This window comes from Allobosea sp. 2KB_26 (assembly GCF_052115715.1).
Taxonomy (GTDB): Bacteria; Pseudomonadota; Alphaproteobacteria; order Rhizobiales; family Beijerinckiaceae; genus Allobosea.
In genome coordinates, this window is the sequence record NZ_JBFRHE010000014.1 from 34,574 (window position 1) to 57,554 (window position 22,981).

Sequence of the window (22,981 nt, forward strand, 5' to 3'; positions counted from 1 at the left end):
GGTTGGGACGAGCCTCAGGACAGGCTTGTCAGGTAGTCCTCGAAGGAGAATTCGCGGATGAGCTTCAGGCTGCCGTCGCGCTCGCGCACGGCGATCGACGGCATCTGCACGCCGTTGAACCAGTTCTTCTTCACCATGGTGTAGCCGGCCGCATCCTGGATCGAGATGCGGTCTCCGGGCTTGAGCTCGCGCTCGAAGCGGAACTCGCCGAAAATATCGCCCGCAAGGCACGATTTCCCGCAGATCATGTAGCTGTGCGGACCTCTGTCCGGGGTGATCTTGGCGCTTTGCCTGTAGATCAGCAGGTCGAGCATATGCGCCTCGATCGAGCTGTCGACGATGGCGAGGTTCTTGCCATTGCTGAGTGTGTCGAGGACCGTCACCTCGAGTGTTGCGCTCTTCGTCACGGCGGCCTCGCCCGGCTCCAGATAGACCTGCACGCCGTAGCGCTGCGAAAAGACGAGTAACCGCTCGCAGAACGCTTCGAGCGGATAGTCGTCTCCAGAGAAATGGATGCCCCCGCCAAGGCTGACCCAGGCCAACTGCTCTATCAGGGGGCCGAACCTGCCCTCGATCTGCGTCAGCATTCGATCGAACAGGGAGAAATCGGCATTCTCGCAATTGTTATGGATCATGAAGCCGTCAATTTGCCCGATGATCGCAGCAACCTTGTCTCCATCCCACTCACCCAGTCGGCTATGCGGGCGGGTGGGATCGGCGAGATCGAAACCGGATGAACTGATCTGCGGATTGAGCCGCAGTCCACGCTCCAGCCCCGCGGTCCTATCGGCGAAGCGCTCTAGCTGGCCGATCGAGTTGAAGATGATCTTGTCGGCATGGGCCACGATGTCATCGATCTCGTGATCGCTGAAGGCGACGCTATAGGCATGCGTCTCCCCGCCAAATTTTTTGCGGCCGAGCTTCACCTCGTAGAGCGAGGAAGACGTCGTGCCGTCCATGTAATCGCGCATGAGATCGAAGAGCGACCACGTGGCGAAGCATTTGAGCGCGAGCAGAACCTTCGCGCCGGAAGCTTCGCGCACTCGCTGGATCGTCTCCAGGTTGCGCAGCAGGGCGTTCTTGTCGATCACATAATACGGTGTCTGGATCATCGATGCATGGTTCCTTCCTATCCGCCGCATGCCTGTGCGGGGACCGTTCAGGGGCAGGTGGTTGCCATCCGGGACCCGCAAACGCTCACGCATTCAGCTGGGCGGCGGATGCGAGCTGGGGCCGCGTGGGAGACGAGGCGGAACGCGCACGCGAAACCGCAGCCGCGGGGAGCCTGACCCAATGAGCCGAGACGATTATGATCCGGCGGGCGAACCTATCGTTCCCGCGCATGAGATCAGCGCTCTCGCGCTGTTCCCGCGACTTTTTCGCTCAACTCGGAACGGATGGGTAAAAACGATTGCCGACAAGCGGGAGAGAGGCGTCCGGAGCCCGGAGAGCATCGCCCCAAGGCGCACTTCCAGGGCGCACGCAGCAAAGACACCTTCCCTTTGGGTGGCGTTCAGCAGAGCTGCGACCATCCCAAATTGGAAGAGGGTGCGATGAAACATGTCATCCTCTCCAATCAGAAAAAGAAGCCTACGTCAGGCAATATTGCTTTTATACGATGGATAGTGTGAAATATCAATAGCCTATATTTTTTGAATTCGTGCTTATAGAATACGGATGAAAAAAGAGATTAAAAAGGCTATTCCCTGATCTAGCGCCAAAAGCGGTAGCACTGCTTCATAGCACAAATATTGACTGATTCAGAGATCGAGGTATAGGCTACCGATCTCTCGACCGCTCGGGATTTCTGCGATGACTGAAGCGCCTTTGATCACTGTAACGACGCTCGATCGCGATCGGCTGCGCCAGATGATCCATCTCTCCACGCTCGCGGGCCCTGCGGCGACGCCGGCGATCGTGCTGCTCTCGAAGGCACTGACGGAAGCGCGCGCGGTTGCGCCTTCCGATATCTCGCGGCACGTCGCCACGATCAATTCCCATGTGACCTATCGCACCCAGGGCCGAGGCAGTCGGGCGCATGTCGCCGCGGTCACCTTGGTTCCCCCCGCAGACGCCGACATGCAGCTCGGCCGCGCCTCAGTCCTCGCCCCTACGGGCAGTGCGCTGCTCGGACTCGCCGAAGGAGAGAGTATCGAGTGGCCAGACGAAGCCGGGCAAATGGCCAGATACACTCTCCTCCAAGTAGTTTTTCAGCCCGGAGCGGTTGGCCGGTTCGACCTGTAGGCCGGGCCGGAGAATGAGGGCTTTCAGATCCTCTTTGTCGACACTGCATCCCACATTCTCGAGGATCGCCGGACCTATCGGACCAAGCCGGAGATCGGCTCGAGGAGATCGACCGGGTTCTCGCCGCCTGCGAGCGTTTGGCTGTGCGCTGGCCGATGCCGGCTATGGCCTGCCCGCGCATTCCGGCAGGGCTGAGCGAGCGGGGGATCGGCGTGGTCAGGCTGCGCGGCCGCAGCCCGTGCGGAGAGAGACTGCGCGCGTCTGCTCCTTTCGGGTATTGGCGAACCCAGAGCTTCATCGCAGCCTGCGCTGTCATCGCCTGACCGCACCATGGATCATCGACAAGGCCATGGATCGGATCGCATTCGATCTCTATGTCGAGACCCAGCTCGCCCCCACACTGGCGAAGGGCGACATCGTCATCCTCGACAATCTCGCCGTCCACAAAAGCGCGCGGGCGGCCCTGTGCCTCGCCGACAGGGGCGCCTGGCTCCTCTTCCTGCCGCCATACAGCCCAGATCTCAACCCGATCGAGATGGCCTTCGCCAAGCTCAAGGCCCATCAGCGAAAGGCCGCAGCAAGAACATTCGACGCGCTCTGGCGCGCCGTCGGCAACATCTGCGATCTCCGTTACCCCTGCAGAATCCGAAACCTCTTCAGCCACGCCGGATATGCGTCCAATTAATCGTCCGACGCTCTAGTTCCAGCAATCAGCTCTCCAAGGCGGCGCGGCGCTCAGGCCAGCTGCGTCTCATGCTCCACCGGATCGCGGACGGCTTGAACCGTCAGGCGCTTCACGTCGCCGCCGCGCGTGGTCCAGTTGATCGACTGGCTGATGGAAAGTCCGATCAGCGCCGTGCCGATCGGCGTCAGGATGGAGATCTTGCCCTGCGCGATATCGGCATCAGGCGGGAAGACGAGGGTCACGGTCGTTTTCTTGCCCGTCACCTCGTCGTGGTACACGACCTCGCTGCCCATGCGCACCGTGTCGGCAAGCTGCTTGCCCTTTGCGAGAACGCGGGCGCGCGCCACTTCGTCCGAAAGCTCGGCTGCGACATCGGGGAAGGTGTTGGTCGCGGCGTTGGCGAGCTGAGTGAGCTTCTCATGATCGACGGCGGTCAGCGTGATACGGGGCTTGGCCCCGCCGGAAGTCTGGCTGGTCATTTCGATTATCCTGTTCTGGACGACTGCGAGCCATGCAGGCTTCGCGTGTTGATGGAATGCCCGCGCGTTCGAACGGCGCGGTTCCGGGCTATGGCGCCGGTGGCTTGCTGCGAACCCGAGGCGCGCGAAGCGACGAAACCGGGGTTAGTTGCCCGCGATCAGCTTGCCTGCCCGATGCAGGCCGCGACGGAAGTAAGAGAAGCGCGCCATTATACGTGAATACTTAGTCGCGGCGCGCGAATTGTCAAATCACATGGTTGCCGGCATTGTCACGTTGTCGATAATCCACGCGTCAACACGCCGCAACCCCTGCCTGCGCAGGCCCCCGCAAGGCGGCTTGGGGGCGACGCCGATATCGCGCCGTCAACCGCCCGGCCCTGGCAGGCTTCTGACCGGAGGGACGCGGACCGGTGCAGCGCAAGGCGCAATTGGGGAAGGGGGCAGGCGCAACACGTGCCTAGGGGGCGAAGCGCCGCAACGAAAAGCAGTTACTTGGGCGATAAGCCGCCTCAGTGCCCGCTATCCCTCCATCCAAGTCTAGGCCCATGAAAAGACGCCCGAGGTGGGCTCGGCTTGGGGCGAGGAGGAGAGCCGTGCCGTGGTGCGCGCCGAGCACGAATGGCGTCATTCCCGCAATGCCCAGGATCATGAACCATTCTGGCGTACCGGAGAGCACCGGCCACAGCCGCGCCATGAGGAAGACCCCTACGACCAGGAGGCCGATACCGCTGACGAGGACCGCAAAGATCCAGGCGAAGCCATCCATCCTCCTGCGCCGCTCACGGATGGGTAGAGGGACACGGTCACGGCCAGGCAGGCCAGCAAGGCGAGACCGGTGATCCAGGTCACCGGTTCGGGGGAGGCCACCGGAGAGAGGACCACGGCCAGACTGCCTACGAAAGGCAGAATGAGGATCAGCAGTAGCGGGGAGAGTTCCATCATTCTCCTTTGCCTGGGAGGCGTCGTGCGTTCTTAGGCCATCGGGGGCGATCCGCCAACGACGAGCGCATCGCAGGCGGGTTCGAGGGAAACAGCCCTCGGACGATCCCCGACGTCGTCGCAGGGTCGACCGCCACGACTTCGACCCATGGCGGCGCGCGAACGTCCGCCCCGATCATCGGGGTTCGATCGCCCACCGAGAGACCGAGCAACGTGATGCCGAGAGGCGTGATCACGGATAGCTCCGCGGGCGCCCACATTCCGTCTGCGGGATCGATCAACAGCCGACGTTCGGGCTGCCTCGAGTCCCCGATACGATAGGTGACGAACCCATCCAGCAAGACCGTTTGCTCCGGGATAGCTTCCGCCTCACGCCACTCGGCGCGGCTCAGCTTGCGGACAAGGGTCGACGCGAGCGGATGCATTTGCTCGGCGAGCAACTCCGCCAGCGCTTGCAGCCGCACATAGTCGCCTTCAGGAAGCAGGGTGACGGATCGTTTCAATGTGCAAATCATGGTTGCCACCAGCATTTTGCAGGCAGTCATGACGGAATTGTCCGAATTGCTTGCCGCTCTATGAGACCCGCGCAACCCGGTACGCTGGAGCTCTAGCCTCCGCCCGGACCGGGCCGCGACGCAGCCGGGTCGGGTTCAGTTCCCCGTGATGTGGCACACCCGCTCGAAGAGAAGAGTGAAGGACTCGATCCATGAGATGTACGTGGAATGTCATAGCCGGGAAGTCAAGGAAACCGATTGCGGCACGGTTGAGATCATCCACAACCAGCCCTAACAACCGAAAGTGCGGAAGAAACCGGCAGATCAACCAAGAGATAATCGTTTTCAATTGAGTCGTTAAACCCGTTACACCTCGATGAATTCTTCTGAACGGGCGATCCAGTTCAGTTGGCCGTCCTGCAACTGTGGCACGACGTCTCACAATGTCTGGGCCTGCTGGCGAAGGGCAGGTTCGTAACTACCTTTCACTCTATGAAGGACAGAAATGCGATTAACGCGGACGCGCACTAAGGCTGGTCTTCGTGATCACCGCGTTCGCCCTGATCGTAGCGGCAGTAATGGAGTGACTCGGACTCGCTGGCTCTCGGTCATGAGACCTTGGAGTGCCGCGCATCGTTCTTGCGACCATGCCCAACCAAGCCCTGTTAAAAGGGTGTCGCAAATCCGGGGTTTATCGAGGTCGCGCGTCACCATCCGAGGAGCGAGGTCATGGCCGACGAAGTGCTGGTCCGCTGTATGGTGGACGTGCTGATCCATATACTATCGCAACGTTGCTCCCATGGAGAGAAACCGCATCGACTCGCAATCGAAGCGATCATGGGAGGTCGCGTGATCAAGGACGGTCATGAAAGTCGCGGCCAGCCAATTCACAATTTGCGTGCTACCCTGCTGCCTGTCGGCGCGGAGAAGAAGTGATCCTGACCAGAAAGCTCTCGAATCCCAAATGCGCTGCGAACCACATAACCTTTTCCGTAACTAGCCGCCCACAGCGGCAGGGCCGGTGGTCGTGAACGGTGGCGAATGGCTCACGACCCTGCGTTGTCACAAATGTGGAACGAGATGCGCGTAGGCGAGCTCCCCTGGGGGATTGGGAAGGCGGAGATCCGATGACACCAGCCGTGCCGAATGTTGGATCGCTGAGGCGCATCCTGGTTGCAACCGATCTTTCGACGAGATCGGACAGGGCGCTCAGGCGGGCCACGTTCATAGCAAAACGCTTGGGTTCTTCACTTTGGCTCGTGCACGTCGTGGATGGCGATCTGCCTCATCGAATGATCGAAGCGGAGCGATCGGCGGCCATGGCCGTGCTCGAGGATACTGTTCGCACGACCTGCGAAGCCGATGGGGTGTCGGCCAATTTCGGGGTCGTGGTGGACGACACGTTCAATGGAATATTGTCTGCCGCGAATGAATTTGGCGCCGACCTGCTCGTCCTCGGCCCGCACCGCAGCCGCTTCCGGGACGTTTTCACTGGAACGACCGTCGAGCGTGTCGTTCGACGCAGCCGCATCCCAGTCTTGGTCGCGATCCAGCCGCCTTCAACTGCTTATGAGCGCACTCTCCTCGCTCTTGATTTTGACGATGCATCGAAGGCGGCAGCCCGGGGTGCCTTGCGCATGGGTATCTTCGACAAGTCCGCCGTGAAGATAATGCATGCGTTTGATGCTCCGGCCCTCGGGTTGATGAAACGTTCAATTATGGATCCGGTAGCGATCGACGAGTACGTCGCGAAAGAACGAGTCGACGCAATCGAGCGGCTTGAGGCGTATACCAAAGAGCTTGGAATTCCACCGACGCCAAGCGGCGTCGTTCTGCGTGAAGGCAGCCCGGCGCAAAGTATCCTGGATGGCGCCCGGGCTGAACGGAGCGATCTTATCGTCCTCGGGACCAGCAAGAAGAGCGGGGCGAAGCGGGTTGTGATCGGCAGCGTCGCCGAGCAGGTTCTTCGCGACGCCGAGCGCGACATTCTCATTATCCCGGTCGACAGCAACGTTGATGGAGCTTCGACCGCCGCGTCGCAAACTCGTGACCCGTTGGACAAAGCAGCGGGCGACCGCGAGCTCAGAGGGCAGTGATGAGGAGGCGATGCCCCACGAACTTCGCGCAAAGAGCACCGCAAGGGGTGCCGCAGCGAGCGCGACAGGAATGAGGATGAGTTCAGTTCCGCCTCATTGTCAGAAATTGAGAACCCGCGGTGATGCGGCTTCCTCCACACTTCACAATGATGCCCTTGCCAAGGCTTCCAGGGGGATGACAAATAGTTAGGGCTACTGGCATCCCCGCGATGTTGTTGATGATCCGCGCCTCAGCAGTGACATAAAAACTCTGACAGGGGTTGTCAGAAAATGAACGAGCGAGGCACACTCACCGGGTTGGGGATACAGCCAAGCTGGAGGCCTCGCCTATGCCCGAATTTCCTCCTTTGCTGTCGATCCGGACAGACCGGGAATATCGATTGATATGTGAGCGGATAGGCCAGCTCGAAGGCAAGCCGCCAAGCCCAATCAGGGCGATTGAATTGCGAAGGTTGAAGGCAGTCGCACTGCGGTATGCGCCGCATCCTCAGGAGCGACACATGCTGCCTGCAGGAGCCAAGAGCCCGGACCCACTTACAGATCAAAACGCATGACTGAGGAGCGTTTTCCGTTCGGAAATTTGTTATAAACGCGAATCACTGAGCCTGACGCCACATCTCTCAGTGGTCGAGCCGGCACATCGCTCCGCCGGAGGATTGTGCCGGCTCGTCGCTGCCTTTGCGCGTCGCTTAATCAGTCGTACTTCTGCCGGCCTTCGCTTGCGATGACGCCGTTTGCTTCCCATTTGGGTGTTGCGCGGATCGCTTTCCGTCGGAAGCATCGAAGCTATCGCGGTGTCACTGCACGTTTCCGATCGTATGGCCGGCCGGACAATAATGACCTTTGCTAGATGCATTGAGCTTACAAGTGAACGAAGTCAGGCCACCCGCAGCCGCTGCAGCCACTACTAGACCGGTCTTTGAAAGTTTGAGACGCAGCAACGGCTCGTAACTCTCAAGACGGTGTTGTCACGTTAACTGCTGCGTGGCGTGGAGCCGTGGAGATGCGCAGGTATGACCCTGCCGCCCATCAGCTACAAGCGCCATCGATTCCCACCGGCGATCATCGCCCATGCGGTGTGGCTGTACTTTCGCTTCCCGTTGAGCCTTCGCCTGGTGGAGGAGATGTTGCTGGAGCGCGGCATCGTCGTCTCCTACGAGACGGTGCGTCGCTGGGCCCTGAAGTTCGGGCGGGATTACGCCCACCGGCTCCGGCGGAAGAAACCGGAACCCCGCGACGTCTGGCATCTCGACGAGGTCGTCGTCACCATCGGCGGCCAGAAGTACTGGCTGTGGCGCGCCGTGGATCAGGACGGCTATACCCTCGATGAGATCGTGCAGACCCGACGCGACACCAAGGCAGCGCGGCGCTTGCTGAGGCGTCTTTTGAAGAAGCAGGGCTGTGCGCCCCGGCGCATAATCACCGACAAGCTCGGCTCCTATACCGCCGCCCGGCGCCAGATCATGCCGGCGATCGAGCATCGCGCGCATAAGGGTCTCAACAACCGGGCCGAGAACTCGCATCTGCCGTTCCGAAAGCGAGAGCGGGCGATGCAGGGCTTTCGATCCCCGGGAGGCCTGCAGCGGTTCGTCGCCGTCTTCTCCGCCCTCCGCAATCTCTTCGTCCCGCCTCGGTCCCGTCGCTCCGCCCTGGCGACCCATCTGCATCGTCTGCGCGCCATGGCACACTGGAAAGCCGTGGCCGGCGTCACCGCGTGAGCCTCTCACCAGGCCGAATGCACCTCTTTGCGCACGCCGGCAGTTAACGTGACAACGCCGCCTCGTGAATAGGTCACAGTCGGAGTCGCGAGCGCCTCGGGCGCATCCGAGGGAAGGATAGGTATTGGCCGCGGGAACCCTGGCCGGTATCGAGATGGTTCACATGATGCGCAAACGGCAGGCCAGATACGCCTACACAATCCAAAGCCGTCCATCGCGCAGTTTGAAATTATCGCAGCGGCGTGAAAAGGGCACGAACCTTCCAGTTCTATGACGCCGAGGGAATTTGCAACAGAACCGCTCGAAGTGGTCGCGGAAGAAGCGGCTGAAGGAATGAACCACGAATCCCGGCGACCATGGACGGCGGCAATTCGATGCTAAAAATGAAACCGGGCGCAAAGCTGCGAACGAAATCGACCGCATCTCGGCTGCCGGCGATGTAGCCCCCGATCGCGCGGCTTGGAAGCGTGAATCTTATAAGCGCAAGACCGGGATGGCTCTTGTCTCAGTACTAAGCGCCGATCTTAATATTATCCCTCATGCTCGCACATAAACGATGCGCGCTGCGATCGCATATGATCCAGCAGGGCCTGCAACACCACCCTGTGCTTCTGCACCTGCTTGAGATCGTCGTGGATCGACACCCAATAGGAGCGCTGCAGCCAGATTTCGTTAGGTAGGAGAGGGATTAGCTCCGGACGCTGCCGCGCAAGGAAACAGGGCAGGATGCCAATCGCCTGCCCCCCGCAGATCATTTCGAGCTGCGCCAGAATGCTGGTCGAGCGCAGCCGGATCTTCCAGTTTCCCACTATCGTCGCATAATCCAGTTCGCGCGTGTGCAGCAGCTCGGGAATGTAACCGCACATGACGTACATGCCGAGATCGGCCCGATTCCTGGGCGCCCCATGCCTGTGGAGATAGGCCTCGATGCCATAGAGTAGCAGTTTGTAGTCGGTGAGCCTGCAGGTCGATGCGGCGCCAGACGTCGGACGATCGAGCGTGACCGCTATGTCCGCCTCGCGGCGAGCCAGAGAATAGTCTCGCGGCAAGGCGACGAGCTCGAGTTCCAAATCCGGATAGGTTGCCGCGGTCGCCGCCACGAAATCGGCCAGGCAACCGACGCCGAGCCCTTCGGGTGCGCCAATGCGGACACGGCCGGCGAGGCGGTCAGTGTTCTGGGCCAACCCAGCGGCCTCGCCGAGATAGATCGCTTCCATCTTTGCTGCGGCATCGGCGAGCCGAAGTCCACCTTCTGTCATCGCCAGCCGGCGTCCGGCCCGGTCGAAGAGTCGCACGGCGAGTTCGGTTTCAAGCGCTGCCAGGCGCCGACTGACTGTCGAATGATCGAGCCGCAACTCTCGCGCTGCGGCCGTCATGGAACCGGTGCGCGCGATCTGCAGGAAGATGACGAGGTCGTTCCAGTTATTCACGTCACCCCTCGCGGCTTGCACAAGGCTTGTGCGTGGGTCGACCTCGCCGCACAGCACCCTCGCGTTGTAGGAGCCGCCGACGATACGGACAGGGAGCAGGCGCGATGGAGGGAGAATACGACTACGTAATCGTCGGCGCTGGCACCGCTGGCTGCATGGTGGCGAACCGGCTGTCTGAGGATGCCCGCCGTCGCGTCCTGCTTCTGGAGGCGGGCGGGCATGACAACTGGATCTGGTTCCACATACCGGTTGGCTATCTCTTCACGATCGGAAATCCGCGCTCCGACTGGCTGTTCCGGACGGAAGCGGAGCCCGGTCTGAACGGCCGCTCGCTCGCCTATCCGCGTGGGAAGGTGATCGGCGGATCTTCCGCCATCAACGCCATGATCGCAATGCGCGGTCAGGCGGCCGACTACGATGACTGGCGCGACCTCGGACTTACTAGCTGGGGATGGAAGGATGTTCTGCCCGTCTTCCGCCGGATCGAAGATCATTTTCTTGGCGAGAGCGCGCATCACGGCGCGGCGGGCGGCTGGCGCGTCGAGGCGCCGCGGGTGTCCTGGCCGATCCTGGATGCGGTGCGCGACGCTGCGGCGCAGATAGGGGTTCGCAAGATCGATGATTTCAATACCGGTGACAATGAGGGTAGTGGCTACTTCCACGTCAACCAGAAGCGCGGACGGCGCTGGTCCGCGGCGCGTGGCTTCTTGGCGCCGGCGCTGAAGCGTCCGAATCTCAGGCTCGAGACGCAGGTACTGGTTGAACGGCTGCTGGTCGAGCAGGGTCGGATCACTGGCGTGGTCTACAACCGAGGCGGCCGCAGCGAGACGGTTCGCGCGCGGGGCGAAACGGTTCTTTGCGCCGGTGCGATTGGCTCCGCCCAAATCCTGCAGCGCTCGGGCATTGGCCCTGGCGATTGGCTCCGGGAACTGGGCATCACCATCACCCTCGACGCTGCTGGCATTGGCCGCAACCTGCAGGATCATTTGCAACAGCGGGCAATATACACGGTTGCCGGAGCTCGCACGCTCAACGAGACTTATCACAATCTCGCCCGCCGGGCGTGGATGGGGCTCGACTACGCGCTGCGGAGGCGCGGGCCTTTGACCATGGCGCCCTCGCAACTGGGTCTGTTCATGCGTTCCGACCCGATGCAAGCACGGGCGAATCTGCAGTTCCACGTGCAGCCGCTCTCGCTGGACAAGTTCGGCGACCCGCTGCACCGCTTCGCGGCGATTACGGTGAGCGCCTGCAACCTGCGGCCGAGCTCGCGCGGCACGGTACGACTGCGCTCTGCCGATCCCCAAGAGAAGCCGCTGATTGCCCCGGCCTATCTGAGTACGCAGGAGGACCGGGAAGTCGCTGCCGACGCCATTCGCGTCACCCGCCGGCTGATGGCGCAGCCGGCTCTGAGCCCCTTTTCGCCGTCCGAGTATCTGCCCGGGCCATCTGTAGGCGATGACGACGCGGCGCTCTCCCGCTCTGCGGGTGACATCGGAACGACGATCTTCCACCCTGTCGGGACTGTGCGCATGGGTGGCACAGGCGACATGGAGGCGCCGCTCGATTCGCGGTTGCGGCTGCGAGGTCTTGGCGGATTGCGTGTCGTGGATGCCTCGGTGATGCCACGCATCACCTCGGGCAACACCAATACGCCGACCGCGATGATCGCCTGTAAAGGCGCGGACATGATCGTGGCGGATGCCGCTTGGGCGCCGCGCTGAAAGTGCAGATCGGTGCGGCGTCACGTCAGGTTGCCCGTGATAGGGCCGCCATCACGACAACCAGCGATGTTGTCCCTGAGCGGGTCGGCGGCGACGCGAGTGTAGTCGTCCCGCGAGTGCCTGACACTGAGCTTTTGGAGCGCTGCTCCCTACAGTACTGTCTATATTGACGAATGTTCAAGATCACGAACCATATCGAGGTGCTATAGATGCCCGGGCTCCGGTCACTGGCAAATTCACATCCTGATGATGTGCCTTATGGTCCGCCCTGATTGAAGCGCATCGAAACCTTCGTTAATCTCGTCCAAGCTTGAGGAACTGGTCCAGAGCTTATCGACCGGAAGTCGGCCGCGGCGATAGAGTTCTACAAAGCGTGGCACATCGCGGGACGGGATGCAGGAGCCGAGATAGGAACCCTGAAGCTTGCGTTCCTCGGCGACAAGACGAGCAGGAGAAAGCGAGAGCGTGTGCTTCGGATGCGCCAGGCCCCCAGTGGTAGTCGTCCCGCCGCGACGCGTGATCTCGTAGGCGAAGTCAAGTGCCTTAACCGAGCCTGCCATCTCCAGGCTGTGATCGACCCCCCCGCCAGTTGCCTTGCGTATCGCCTCGACGCTGCCGGGATCCCCAGCGGCGAAGCTATCGGTTGCGCCGAGTTCTCGTGCTAGGTCGAGCTTATCCTGTGAGAGATCAACAGCGACGACGCGCGATGCACCGGACGCTATCGCTCCCAACACCGCGCTGAGCCCGACTCCGCCGAGCCCCACGACGGCGACCGTTTCCCCCGCCTTGACCTTTGCCGTGTTGACCACCGCGCCGACCCCTGTCAGGACCGCGCAGCCGAACAGCGCCGCGATCTCGTGCGGAATGTCGGCTTCCAGCTTGATCAGAGAGCGTCGCGACAGAACTGCGTACTCGGCGAAAGACGACACGCCAATATGGTGATTGAGAGCCTCCCCTCGGGCTGAAAGCCTTCGTCCTCCTCCCAGCATCTCTCCGGCGGTGCTGGCCGAAGCGGCAGGCTCGCAGAGGGCAGGGCGGCCTTCGGCGCAGGGAAGGCAATGCCCGCAGGAGGGAACGAACACCATGATCACCCGGTGGCCGGGGGAAAGATCGGTGACGCCGGGTCCGGTTGCGACGACGTCGCCGGCCGCCTCGTGACCCAGCACCATCGGCAGGGGCCGCGGCCGGTTCCCGTCGATGACCGAGAGATCGGAATGGCACAAGCTCGTCGCACGCACCCGCACCAAAACCTCGTCGTGACCTGGTGGCTGAAGGTCCACCTCTTCGATCGTCAGAGGCCGGCTGACCGCGAAGGGCGGGACCGCCGGGGTAGCTCGAAGGACCGCAGCGCGAATTCTCATTTCGATCTTCCTTGACTCGGTCGTTCGTCGAATGAACTCGCCGGATAGCTCGCGTTCCTGCGTGCTGAGTGGATCGTGAAACTCGGGACGCTAGGCTCGCCGATCCGAAGGGCATTCTTCCAAAGTCCGCATGCATGCCGAATTTCGTGCGTCAGCATGCCATCGACTGTTCAGATTTAGTCCAAGTCGCCCGACGTATGAGGTTTTCCTACGTCGGGCGCCGCGACGAGTGCAAAGGTTGACAACAACGAGTCTCCCCGCTGCCGAGCGCTCGCTTGGATCATATGTTCCGTATATCGTCAATGGGATCAAGTGGCCGGAGCTGGCCTGTCGTGAACCGTTCATCGTCTTGGCAGCGAAATGGGCGGTTCGGCAGCCGATGGCCGAACACCGAAAAGGAAGCGGCTCGTCTCGGCTCGCAGCTAAGCGGACGGTGTCCGCCGAGAGCGCTTGGCGGACTGCATATATTCGCCCGACGACACCAAGAATTCCTCGTTGCTCGCAATACGTTTATAAGCCGAATCGCCAAGCTTCGCGATCGTGAGAGCGGCAAAGAGATTGGCGAGGACTATAGCCCCCCCGGATGACTCCGGAAAGGCTTGGCTCTGTGCGGGAGTCAGGAAAAACAGGTCCCCAGCGAGGTCGCGAAGGGGCGCTGCGCGCGAGTCGGATATTCCGATAACATGGGCGTTGGCTGAACCGGCGCGGCGGGCGAGCGTATCCGTGGAACGGCTGAAGGGAGCGAATGTAAAGCCCACGAATGCGTCGCCAGGCGCGGCATCCTCCAATGCTCCTTCCGGCGCGCCTGCCACATCGTCGAGCAGGATAACGTCCCGACGCGCCTTTCTCAGAGCATAAGCCAGGATGAAGGCTGGTGGATAAGTGGTTCGGCGCCCCATCACGAAAACACGCGGCGCTTTGGCCAGAATATCCGCGACCCGAGCCAGAGACTTTTCCTCAAGCCCGTCAACGGCCAGACGCAGGATTTCGCATTCAGTTGAAAAGAAGGCGCGAGCGAAAGCCAGCAGGCCATCCTCAGCGCCGGTTTCGACCAAGATGGCTCGTGCGCTCTCGATATTTCTACGGGTGGCATGCCCAGCGCTGCCAGCTTGCTTGAGGATTGAGTCAACGTAAGTCTGGCGCATCTCCCCAAACCCCGGGAGCCCTAACCTCTGGGCCAGCCTCACAAGTGTAACCGGCGGTACGCGCGCCTGTCGCGCGAGTTCACGCATCGAGTAGACGGCAACGTCGTTTGGATGCGACAGCAGGTAATTCGCAGCGCTTGCCATGTGACCCTTGAGATCAGGCAGGATAAGGCGGATATTTTCGGTGATTTGAGCCCTGTCGGAAATCATTTCGACGCCTTCATGAGGAATTTCGCGCCGCTTTGGCGCGCAGACCTGATTTTCTTACACCGCGCTGACAGATTTGGTGTGCCGGAACGCGTTGGCAGGATGCGGGCTTGTGGCGCGAGGTCATCGCGGGAGGCCTTTCGAAGCCGGTAATTCGAAAGTTCTTTGCATAAGACAGGACATCACCCACTCATAAGGCGGCTGGAGCAGATTGGCATACACCAAAGCTGCGCTCCGATATCAGGCCTCTGCAATCAATTTCGTCCTGCCTTATTGTCGTCTCGGCCGAGACGGCACCCAGAGCACCAATTCGAGCCCCAGATCGCACAAGCTGCTCTGACGCGTGATGTTCCATAGCCTTTCCGGTCAATCAACTCCGGTCAATGCGTGTCCATCACACCGCCCCCGGCTCTATGCGCTACGCGACGCTCTTGGAAGTCGGCAGTCTCGTGGGGCTCCCGTCAGGCCTTAGCTGCCTCGATGATTGCGTGAAACAAAAATTTCCATTGACATATTAGGATCAAATGGTTCATTTGCTGCCGAACCGTTTGATTGGAATTCTGGATGACTTCTCTCCCTTTGTATCCCGGCTCGGTCTCTTCCCCGTCGACTTCCCGTTCTGCCTCTGCATTTATCCGAGAGGCGCGTGTGGTGCCGGGTGGATCGATGCGTCAGGCATCATGGTTCGCCCCCCACCCGCCCTACGCCTTAAAAGGTGAGGGATGCTGGATCATCGACGTCGACGGGCGCCGCATTCTTGATTGCGCCAACAACTTCTTCTCGCTCGTCCATGGACATGCCTTCCCGCCGGTGATTGAGGCATTGCGCAGCGCCATGGAGCGGGGCACGGCTTTCGGTCTGCCGACGGAAAGTGAAATCGAGTTGGCGGAACTTCTGGCCGCGCGCAGCCCGTTCTTGCAGCAAACGCGGTTCTGCAATTCTGGAACCGAAGCGGTTATGCACGCGATCAAGGGGGCCAGAGCTCTCACCGGCCGCCATCGGATCGCGAAGTTCGAAGGATGTTACCACGGGGCGTATGACTACATAGAGGTGGGGCTCGAATCGTCGCCCGACAACTGGGATGGCCCCGATGGCTCGCTGGCGTCCACACCTTACGCTAAGGGCACGCCGCCGTCTGTTCTGACGGATACTGTCGTGTTGCCTTACGATGATGCGGTGCGCTGCGAGGCCATCCTCAGGACGTGCGGCTCCTCTCTGGCCGCTGTGGTGCTCGACCCGCATGCGTCGAGGGCGGGTATGATGCCGATGCCTCCCGAAGTCATCGCCGCGGTACAGGCGGCCTGCCGTCGCGACGGCATCATGTTGATAGCTGACGAGGTGATCTGTTTTCGCCTGTCCTACGCTGGCGCATCGCCCCTCTATGGCATCGAGCCAGATTTCGTTACGCTGGCGAAGGTGATCGGGGGGGGGCTGCCTGTCGGGGCGGTGTCCGGATCGCCAGAGCGCATGTCCGTGTTCGATCATTCGAGAGGCAAGCCGGCTGTCGCCATGGGCGGCACGTTTAGTGCCAATCCAATGAGCATGGCAGCCGGTCTGGCGACGCTGCGGCATTACGATCGCTCAGCGGTGGCGAGACTCAACGGTCTTGGTGACAAGCTGCGTGAGCGCGTGAACGAGGCCTTCGCTGCGAACCAATCTCCCGCCCGGCTCGTCGGTACGGGCTCGCTCTTCCGGCTGCATCTAGGCGGGCGCGAGATCACTGGCTATCGGAGTTCTTATCCAACCACCGCCGAGGCCACGGCCCTTCACCAGATCCACGGCGCCCTGTTGGCATCCGGAATCCTGTTGACGCCAAATTGCTCCGGTGCGCTCACCACCCCGATGACGGACAAGGAAATCGCGTTCCTCGCCGACACCCTCACGAGCGCAGCACTCAAGACGAGCGGCTGGGGCTGACGCCTACGGCGCGCATTTGAAGCGCGTTGGCCGAGGCCGATTGAATAGGCAACCCCTTAGGCTAGCAAAAGCCGTTTCGAGACCGAGCTTCAGAAACTCGACACGGAGATGTCTCTCGACTGCCGCGGCAACGTCCGCTGACGCTACATGTCACACCACTGAGAGTTCCGATATGACCAGCGAAGAGAATAGAACCCAAGGCGTGCGACCGGCGAGCGGTGCATGGCCGCCGCGCAGCATATCCGGCAGCGGCGCAGCGTCGAAGAGCACTTGGGTCGAAATTCCCGATCCGGCTGGCACAGCCGCCGCTTGGTGCTATTCCGACAAACGGAGTTACGAAGCGGGCGAAACCATTCGCCTCTTCATCTCTTCGACGCTCTCGCAGCTCGATATCACGTTACGGAAGGATGGCGCAAAGCCCCGCGTGGTTCATAAGTGGGACAAGGCCAATAGCGAGTTCCAGCCCACGCCGCGAGATGCCTATCAGAGCGGCTGCTCCTGGAAGGAGACGCTCGCCATCACGGTATCCGGCGATTTCGAACCTGGTGCCTACATACTTGAAATGCACCGTGTCGACGCCTCCCAAGGGGAGCCGCCGCTCGGCCACCACATCCTCTTCGTCAAGGCCGGGAAAGCCGCGCGCGAGAACGCCGTTCTGCTCGTCGTCTCGACATGTACCTGGACGGCCTACAATGACTGGGGCGGGGCGAGCCACTACCGCGGTCTTCACCCGGACTACCCGCAGGGAGCCTCTCCCGTGCTTTCGAGCGAGCGGCCTTGGGCACGTGGCCAGGTTTGGCTGCCTCCGAACGCACCCCGCAACGCGGCAAAGTCCAGGCCCCGTTCGCCTCAGCCCCCCAATCAGGACTCCAAGAACTGGGCATTCGCCAACGGCTTCTCCCGCTATTATGCTTCGACCGGCTGGCCGACCTATGAGAGGCCGTTTCTCCTCTGGGCCGAACAAGCGGGGTACCGCGTTCATGTGATCCCGCAGGACGATCTTGAAATCGATCCCGACTGCGTGGAGGGCTATGCCTGCCTGGCCTTCATCGGGCACGATGAATACTGGTCGACGCCGATGCGCAAGACGGTCGATGCCTACACCGAGCGCGGCGGCAAGGTGGCGCGATTTGCCGCCAACTTCATGTGGCAGATTCGTCTGGATGCCGCTGGAACGCAGCAGACATGCTACAAGTACCTGGCGAGGGAGCGCGATCCGGACGCGGCGGCCAACCCTGCATTGATGACGGGCGCCTGGGAGGACCCGCGCGTAGGATACCCCGGCGCAGTCACGTTCGGCGTTAATGCGTTGCGGGGTATCTATGCCGGTATCTATTCCATGGCGCCGCGCGCTGCGCGTGGCTTCAACGTGTTCCGGCACAAGCACTGGTCTTTGGCGCGAACCGGATTGGGATATGCCGACATGTTCGGCGACGAGGCGAACATCTTCTCTTTCGAGGTTGACGGGCTCGATTACGAGTTCGTCGACGGACTGCCGGTGCCGAAGGGTACTGACGGAGCGCCGGCTGGCCTCGACATCATTGCCATGAATTGGGCCACCAAATCTGAGTACGGCCTAGCCGAGCACTCTTATTATCACGCTTTGGCCGATGCGGATGCACGTTTCGTGGCGACGGTGCTCGATGGAGACGACAGTCCCGCGGCAATCGAACGCCACTCTCGGGGGAGCGGAATGGTCGTCGCTTTCGAGAAGGGGCGTGGTGAGGTGTTCTGCGCTGGCACGTGTGAATGGGTCAACGGATTGATCGAGAACGATTTTTACGTCGATCGGATCACGCGCAACGTCCTCGACCGGTTCCTGGCTGCCGGTTGATAGAAGGACGACCGGCCCGCGACATCGGCTGGTGGTGCCGGAGGGGCGGTGGATCGCCTCAGCGGGTGACCGTGCCGGGTCTGCTTACGAAAGCCCCGGGCCCTATGTCGAGCGGATCAGCCGCTCGACAGCCTACGAAGGCGATCCCGGGAGCACGGGGCGTCGCATCCGGGCTTTGCTATCTCGCGTCCGCCAGCTCGTCGTTCGGTTGACTTATGTGGATCGAATGGTTCCCTAAATAAAGTTAGGATCATCTAGTGCCAAAACTGTCATTGGAACGGCCCTTTGCGGGAAGGCAAGTCCAAAGCGCGATGATGGATTTTCCGCCGGACACGCTTCGATTCGAGGTCCCCTGCGGGGAAGCTTTCATCAAGTGCTATGATTCCGATCCCGCGAGAACCAGTACGCACACCATAGTGCTTCTGCACGGTTCGGCTGGCACTGCAGCAGGAAGCTTTTGGGCGTTGCTGCCCATGCTGGCCAGGCGCCATCGCGTCGTTGCTTTCGATTTCATCGATCCCATCGATCCAACCGATGCGGGCGAGTTTTATATGGAGCAGGCACTGGCGGTCGCCTCGGCTGCGGTTGATACCGGTCCGGTGGATCTGCTTGGGTATTCCTTCGGTGCCGTGATCGCCGCGAAAATAGCTGCCCGCGTACCGGACCGCGTGCGCTCTCTCGTGCTCGTGGCTGGATGGGCGAAGACGGATGCCCAGCAATTGCTCCGCAATGATGTCTGGAACGAACTTCACGAGGCCGGGAGTCCAGCCCTGGGAAAGTTCTCCGTCTTGACGACGTACGGTCAGTACTTCGTGAATTCCCGCACGCCCGAGGAACTGTCGTCTGTGATCGCGTCGAACTCAAACGGCGAACTGAGAACGGCAAAAATGAAGTTCAATCGATCTGTCGATATTGTCTCGGATATCGAGGCAATTCGGGCGCCGACGCTTGTCGTCGGCTGCGAGTATGATCAAACGGCTCCCATCAGGCATGCCCACATGTTGTTTGGCGGCATTGCAGATGCCCGGCTTTTCGAGATGAAAACTGGTCACGGTGTCGTTCATGAACGTCCTGCCGAGCTTGCGGCGGTCGCAGGCGACTTCGTTGTCGATCCCTCGCGCCACGCGGCAGGGGCTGTGATCGCCAACGAGCACGCCTAACCGAAGATCGAGCAAGGAAATTTTGCCATGACGTCCACCAGAACACGCGACGAAGACTCGATCTATGACGTCATTGTCATTGGCAGCGGCTTCTCCGGGCTTGGCCTTGCTATCGCGCTGAAGCGCGAGCAGCGGCACCGTTTCGTGGTGCTGGAGCGAGGTGCGGATGTCGGAGGCACATGGCGCGACAACACGTATCCGGGAGCCGCCTGTGACATTCCCTCGCACCTGTACTCTTACTCATTCCGCCAAAAGGCGGATTGGAAAAGCGTCTACGCGAAGCAGCCTGAAATCTTCGCCTATCTGCAAAGCGCTGCCAATGACGAAGGCGTGAGACCGCACATTCATTTCGGAACGAAAGTCAAGCGAGCCGCATGGGACGAGACACGTTCGCTATGGCGTGTGGAAACCGAACAGGGTCCTTATCTCGCAAAGGCCCTGGTTTCTGCCGCGGGGCATCTTTCCGATCCCGCGTTCCCAGAGATCGAAGGACTCGATTCGTATCGCGGACGAATCATGCACTCGGCTCAATGGGACCACTCGCTCGACCTTGCCCGAAAAAGGGTCGGAGTGGTCGGCACCGGGGCCTCGGCCATCCAGATCGTGCCAGAACTTGCCAAGGTAGTTGACAGTCTTACCGTGTTTCAGCGCTCCGCGCCCTACGTCGTGCCTCGCCGTGATCCTGCCTACAGCGCGGCCGAGCAAAGAATGTTCGCGCGGCTTCCCCAGGCGGCACAGCAACTCCGGGACGAGCTGTTCTGGTTCAACGAGGGACGTTTCCTGCAGCGGCGACGGGTGCCCAGCTTCATTAGCATCGTGTCGACCATGGCGCAGACGCATCTCGATGCGCAGGTGCAGGACCCCGAACTAAAGAGAAAGGTGACGCCGGATTACGAGATCGGTTGCAAGCGGATCCTGATCTCCAATGACTACTATCCCGCATTGCAGAGGCCGAACGTATCGCTGGAGACGTCAGGCATCGAGCGGGGCATCGAAAACGGCGTCGTCACGCGAGATGGTGTCTCGTATGAATTCGATGCCATCATCCTCGCGACCGGCTTCGAGGCGACCGATCTGCCGATCGCGGAGGTCATTCACGGTTGCCAAGGTACAACGCTGGCCGAGAGCTGGCGCAGCGGTCCAGAAGCGTTCGCCTGTGCCTCGATGACAGGATTTCCGAACTTCTTCATGATGTTGGGCCCCAACACCGGGCTTGGTGCAGGTTCGATGGTCTTCATGGCGGAAACCCAGACGAACTATATTCGAGAAGCACTCAACCACCTCTTGGAGCGGCAGATCGTCATCGAACCTAATGCAGAGGCTCAACGTGACTACGTAGGAAGCATCGATTCACGCAGCCAAGGCACGGTCTGGGTCGCCGGAGGCTGCAAGAGCTGGTACCTGCATCCGACTAGCGGCAAATTGACGGCATTGTGGCCCGATTTTATGCGCCAGTTTCGAGCGGAGAACGGCAGCTTCTCGTCGCGCGGTTATGATGAGCGTGCGACCGAGAGCCAAATATGACGATGGTATCGGTCGGGAGCTGCCACTCTAACGTCTAGAGCGTCGGTCGAAATCGCCGCGCCCCTGCACGTGCAGGGAGCCTAAATGCGAGCTGCAGCCGAGTGGATATATTAATTCTCTTGAGTTTATCACTTAGCAAGCAGCGCTAATCTAAAATAAAAGGGGAGAAAGCTGTTGCTTTCCTTCATCATAAGGCGAGTTATCGCGACGATACCTGTTATGTGTTTCGTTGCCCTGTTTGTGTTCTCGCTGCTATACATCGCGCCCGGCGATCCGGCGGCGGTGATCGCGGGAGATCAGGCCTCTCCGGCGGATGTCGAAAAGATCCGGCAGAGCCTGGGGCTCGATCAGCCTTATCTGGTGCGCTTCGGAGAATGGTTCTTCCGGGTGCTGCAGGGCGATCTCGGGACCTCGATCTTCACAGCGCTGCCAGTGACGCAGTTGATCGGCCAACGCATCGAGCCGACCGTGTCGCTGATGCTGCTGACGCTGATCCTGGCGATCGTCGTCGCGGTCCCGATGGGCGTGCTCGCCGCCTGGAAGGCCGGAACCTGGATCGACCGCTGTGTCGTCGCTTTCGCGGTGCTCGGGTTCTCGATCCCGGTCTTCGTGATCGGCTATTTGCTGGCTTATGTCTTCGCACTCAAGCTCGATTGGCTGCCGGTGCAGGGTTACACCTCGCTGTCCGAGGGGCTCTGGCCCTGGCTGCGGAACCTGATCCTGCCCGCGATCACGCTCGGCTCGGTCTACATCGCGCTCATCGCCCGCATCACCCGGGCGACCATGCTCGAGGTGCTGCAGCAGGACTATGTCCGCACCGCCAGCGCCAAGGGCGTCGAGCAGCGTAATGTGCTCTTCGTCCATGCGCTGAAAAACGCGGCGGTGCCGATCGTCACGGTCATCGGCATCGGTGTCGCGCTCCTGATCGGCGGCGCCGTCGTCACCGAGAGCGTCTTCGCCATCCCGGGGCTGGGACGGCTCACCCTCGATGCGATCCTTCGCCGCGACTACCCGGTGATCCAGGGCGTCGTGCTGATCTTTTCCTTCGTCTACGTGCTCGTGAACTTGGCTGTGGATCTCATCTACACGCTGGTCGATCCGAGGATCCGGTATTGACAGTCCAGTCCACCCCCTCCGCCGGCCCGCTGGCCGTCACCGAGCCTGCGGCTCCGCTGCGCAAGCGCTCCTATTTTCGCAAACATCCGGCTGTCGCCATCGGCGGCATCTTGATGATGCTGATGATCCTGGTCGCGCTGTTTGCGCCTTGGCTCGGCACGGTCGATCCCACCTCGATCTCGCCGGCCCGGCGCACCCTCATGCCGTCGGAGCTGTACTGGTTCGGCACCGACATGCTCGGTCGCGACATTTACTCGCGCGTTGTCTACGGCACACGGGTCTCGCTGATCGTCGGCTTCAGCGTAGCGGTTATCGCTTCGGGTCTCGGGCTCGCGATTGGGCTCTTCGCCGGCTTCGTGCGCTGGGCCGATGGCGTCATCATGCGCGTCATCGACGGCATGATGTCGATCCCGCCAATCCTGCTCGCTATCGCCCTGATGGCGCTGACGCGGGCCTCAGTCGGTAACGTTATTATCGCGATCACCATTGCCGAGATCCCACGTGTGGCACGTCTCGTGCGTGGCGTCGTGCTCTCGCTGCGCGAGCAGCCCTATGTCGAGGCGGCTGTGGCTTGTGGCGCGCGCGCACCGCGCATCATTGTCCGGCACATCCTGCCCAACACTATCGCGCCAATGACCGTGCAGGCGACCTATATCTGCGCGTCGGCCATGATCATCGAGGCGGTGCTGTCCTTCATCGGCGCAGGCGTGCCGCCGGCCATCCCATCCTGGGGCAACATCATGGCGGAGGGGCGGGCGCTCTGGCAGATCAGGCCGCACATCATCCTCTTCCCGGCGCTGTTCCTCTCGATCACCATTCTCGCAGTCAATCTCCTCGGCGACGGCATGCGCGACGCGCTGGATCCGAGATTCGCAAAGACACTTTGAGTTCGTCATTCATCTTGTTGG

18 protein-coding genes and 2 pseudogenes are annotated in these 22,981 nt (G+C 61.1%); 13 read left to right on the forward strand and 7 right to left on the reverse strand.

The window, feature by feature from the left end; genetic code table 11:
* Positions 1-14 precede the first annotated feature (14 nt).
* Complete coding sequence (locus tag AB4099_RS27400) at positions 15-1,112, reverse strand: carboxynorspermidine decarboxylase (protein WP_441480384.1); 1,098 nt, start codon at positions 1,110-1,112, stop codon at positions 15-17.
* A gap of 700 nt (positions 1,113-1,812) precedes the next feature.
* Between AB4099_RS27400 and AB4099_RS27405 the strand changes: the two genes are divergently transcribed.
* Both AB4099_RS27405 and AB4099_RS27410 read left to right on the forward strand, forming a co-directional pair.
* Positions 1,813-2,244 (forward strand): GreA/GreB family elongation factor, encoded by a 432-nt coding sequence (locus AB4099_RS27405; protein ID WP_441480385.1) that lies wholly within the window; start codon positions 1,813-1,815, stop codon positions 2,242-2,244.
* 212 nt (positions 2,245-2,456) lie between these two features.
* Positions 2,457-2,929 (forward strand): annotated as a pseudogene (locus AB4099_RS27410) (transposase); the annotation flags it as partial.
* A 50-nt stretch (positions 2,930-2,979) separates the two neighbouring features.
* On the opposite strand, the gene rnk reads toward AB4099_RS27410, so the two are convergent.
* The 3 genes from rnk to AB4099_RS27425 all read right to left on the reverse strand — a co-directional run bounded on the left by rnk (position 2,980) and on the right by AB4099_RS27425 (position 4,892).
* Positions 2,980-3,408 carry a nucleoside diphosphate kinase regulator gene (gene rnk, locus AB4099_RS27415; RefSeq protein WP_441480386.1) on the reverse strand — a complete coding sequence of 143 codons (429 nt, stop codon included), beginning with the start codon at positions 3,406-3,408 and terminating at the stop codon, positions 2,980-2,982.
* 457 nt (positions 3,409-3,865) lie between these two features.
* Positions 3,866-4,174: a hypothetical protein gene (locus AB4099_RS27420; protein ID WP_441480387.1), complete on the reverse strand. Its 309-nt coding sequence runs from the start codon at positions 4,172-4,174 to the stop codon at positions 3,866-3,868.
* 172 nt (positions 4,175-4,346) lie between these two features.
* The gene (locus AB4099_RS27425) at positions 4,347-4,892 is read right to left on the reverse strand and encodes a GreA/GreB family elongation factor (protein WP_441480388.1); all 546 of its coding nucleotides are present in this window, start codon (positions 4,890-4,892) and stop codon (positions 4,347-4,349) included.
* A gap of 678 nt (positions 4,893-5,570) precedes the next feature.
* Between AB4099_RS27425 and AB4099_RS27430 the strand changes: the two genes are divergently transcribed.
* From AB4099_RS27430 to AB4099_RS27445, 4 genes and pseudogenes are all read left to right on the forward strand, one after another.
* Positions 5,571-5,777, forward strand: a complete 207-nt coding sequence (locus AB4099_RS27430) for a hypothetical protein (RefSeq protein WP_441480389.1) — start codon at positions 5,571-5,573, stop codon at positions 5,775-5,777.
* 191 nt (positions 5,778-5,968) lie between these two features.
* Positions 5,969-6,937, forward strand: coding sequence for a universal stress protein (locus AB4099_RS27435; protein ID WP_441480390.1), 969 nt, complete (start codon positions 5,969-5,971; stop codon positions 6,935-6,937).
* A gap of 1,013 nt (positions 6,938-7,950) precedes the next feature.
* Positions 7,951-8,655 (forward strand): IS6 family transposase, encoded by a 705-nt coding sequence (locus AB4099_RS27440; protein WP_441480391.1) that lies wholly within the window; start codon positions 7,951-7,953, stop codon positions 8,653-8,655.
* Between the two features lie 127 nt (positions 8,656-8,782).
* Positions 8,783-8,901 (forward strand): annotated as a pseudogene (locus AB4099_RS27445) (IS6 family transposase); the annotation flags it as partial.
* 284 nt (positions 8,902-9,185) lie between these two features.
* Here the strand turns inward: AB4099_RS27445 and AB4099_RS27450 are convergent.
* Positions 9,186-10,085 carry a LysR family transcriptional regulator gene (locus tag AB4099_RS27450; RefSeq protein WP_441480392.1) on the reverse strand — a complete coding sequence of 300 codons (900 nt, stop codon included), beginning with the start codon at positions 10,083-10,085 and terminating at the stop codon, positions 9,186-9,188.
* A gap of 104 nt (positions 10,086-10,189) precedes the next feature.
* Here AB4099_RS27450 and AB4099_RS27455 point away from each other — a divergent pair, with 104 nt between their 5' ends.
* Positions 10,190-11,809, forward strand: coding sequence for a GMC family oxidoreductase (locus AB4099_RS27455; protein WP_441480393.1), 1,620 nt, complete (start codon positions 10,190-10,192; stop codon positions 11,807-11,809).
* Between the two features lie 236 nt (positions 11,810-12,045).
* Here the strand turns inward: AB4099_RS27455 and AB4099_RS27460 are convergent, their stop codons facing one another.
* Entirely contained in the window at positions 12,046-13,170 is a 1,125-nt protein-coding gene (locus AB4099_RS27460; RefSeq protein ID WP_441480394.1) for a zinc-dependent alcohol dehydrogenase family protein, read from the reverse strand.
* A gap of 422 nt (positions 13,171-13,592) precedes the next feature.
* Positions 13,593-14,525: a MurR/RpiR family transcriptional regulator gene (locus AB4099_RS27465; RefSeq protein WP_441480395.1), complete on the reverse strand. Its 933-nt coding sequence runs from the start codon at positions 14,523-14,525 to the stop codon at positions 13,593-13,595.
* 663 nt (positions 14,526-15,188) lie between these two features.
* Between AB4099_RS27465 and AB4099_RS27470 the strand changes: the two genes are divergently transcribed.
* From AB4099_RS27470 to AB4099_RS27495, 6 genes are all read left to right on the forward strand, one after another.
* Complete coding sequence (locus AB4099_RS27470) at positions 15,189-16,439, forward strand: aspartate aminotransferase family protein (protein WP_441480396.1); 1,251 nt, start codon at positions 15,189-15,191, stop codon at positions 16,437-16,439.
* A gap of 172 nt (positions 16,440-16,611) precedes the next feature.
* The gene (locus AB4099_RS27475; RefSeq protein WP_441480397.1) at positions 16,612-18,273 is read left to right on the forward strand and encodes a N,N-dimethylformamidase beta subunit family domain-containing protein; all 1,662 of its coding nucleotides are present in this window, start codon (positions 16,612-16,614) and stop codon (positions 18,271-18,273) included.
* A 257-nt stretch (positions 18,274-18,530) separates the two neighbouring features.
* Entirely contained in the window at positions 18,531-19,433 is a 903-nt protein-coding gene (locus AB4099_RS27480) for an alpha/beta fold hydrolase (protein WP_441480398.1), read from the forward strand.
* A gap of 27 nt (positions 19,434-19,460) precedes the next feature.
* The gene (locus AB4099_RS27485) at positions 19,461-20,957 is read left to right on the forward strand and encodes a flavin-containing monooxygenase (RefSeq protein ID WP_441480399.1); all 1,497 of its coding nucleotides are present in this window, start codon (positions 19,461-19,463) and stop codon (positions 20,955-20,957) included.
* 174 nt (positions 20,958-21,131) lie between these two features.
* Complete coding sequence (locus tag AB4099_RS27490; RefSeq protein ID WP_441480400.1) at positions 21,132-22,073, forward strand: ABC transporter permease; 942 nt, start codon at positions 21,132-21,134, stop codon at positions 22,071-22,073.
* Positions 22,070-22,960 (forward strand): ABC transporter permease, encoded by an 891-nt coding sequence (locus AB4099_RS27495; RefSeq protein WP_441480401.1) that lies wholly within the window; start codon positions 22,070-22,072, stop codon positions 22,958-22,960. The genes AB4099_RS27490 and AB4099_RS27495 overlap by 4 nt, the downstream gene beginning before the upstream one ends.
* Positions 22,961-22,981: the final 21 nt, after the last annotated feature.

Excerpts from the sequence above, each read along its gene's own strand:
- AB4099_RS27400 (WP_441480384.1), bottom strand. The coding sequence starts at position 1,112 with ATGATCCAGACACCGTATTATGTGATCGACAAGAACGCCCTGCTGCGC.
- AB4099_RS27405 (WP_441480385.1), top strand. The coding sequence starts at position 1,813 with ATGACTGAAGCGCCTTTGATCACTGTAACGACGCTCGATCGCGATCGG.
- rnk (WP_441480386.1), bottom strand. The coding sequence starts at position 3,408 with ATGACCAGCCAGACTTCCGGCGGGGCCAAGCCCCGTATCACGCTGACC.
- AB4099_RS27420 (WP_441480387.1), bottom strand. The coding sequence starts at position 4,174 with ATGGATGGCTTCGCCTGGATCTTTGCGGTCCTCGTCAGCGGTATCGGC.
- AB4099_RS27425 (WP_441480388.1), bottom strand. The coding sequence starts at position 4,892 with ATGACTGCCTGCAAAATGCTGGTGGCAACCATGATTTGCACATTGAAA.
- AB4099_RS27430 (WP_441480389.1), top strand. The coding sequence starts at position 5,571 with ATGGCCGACGAAGTGCTGGTCCGCTGTATGGTGGACGTGCTGATCCAT.
- AB4099_RS27435 (WP_441480390.1), top strand. The coding sequence starts at position 5,969 with ATGACACCAGCCGTGCCGAATGTTGGATCGCTGAGGCGCATCCTGGTT.
- AB4099_RS27440 (WP_441480391.1), top strand. The coding sequence starts at position 7,951 with ATGACCCTGCCGCCCATCAGCTACAAGCGCCATCGATTCCCACCGGCG.
- AB4099_RS27455 (WP_441480393.1), top strand. The coding sequence starts at position 10,190 with ATGGAGGGAGAATACGACTACGTAATCGTCGGCGCTGGCACCGCTGGC.
- AB4099_RS27460 (WP_441480394.1), bottom strand. The coding sequence starts at position 13,170 with ATGAGAATTCGCGCTGCGGTCCTTCGAGCTACCCCGGCGGTCCCGCCC.
- AB4099_RS27465 (WP_441480395.1), bottom strand. The coding sequence starts at position 14,525 with ATGATTTCCGACAGGGCTCAAATCACCGAAAATATCCGCCTTATCCTG.
- AB4099_RS27470 (WP_441480396.1), top strand. The coding sequence starts at position 15,189 with ATGCGTCAGGCATCATGGTTCGCCCCCCACCCGCCCTACGCCTTAAAA.
- AB4099_RS27475 (WP_441480397.1), top strand. The coding sequence starts at position 16,612 with ATGACCAGCGAAGAGAATAGAACCCAAGGCGTGCGACCGGCGAGCGGT.
- AB4099_RS27485 (WP_441480399.1), top strand. The coding sequence starts at position 19,461 with ATGACGTCCACCAGAACACGCGACGAAGACTCGATCTATGACGTCATT.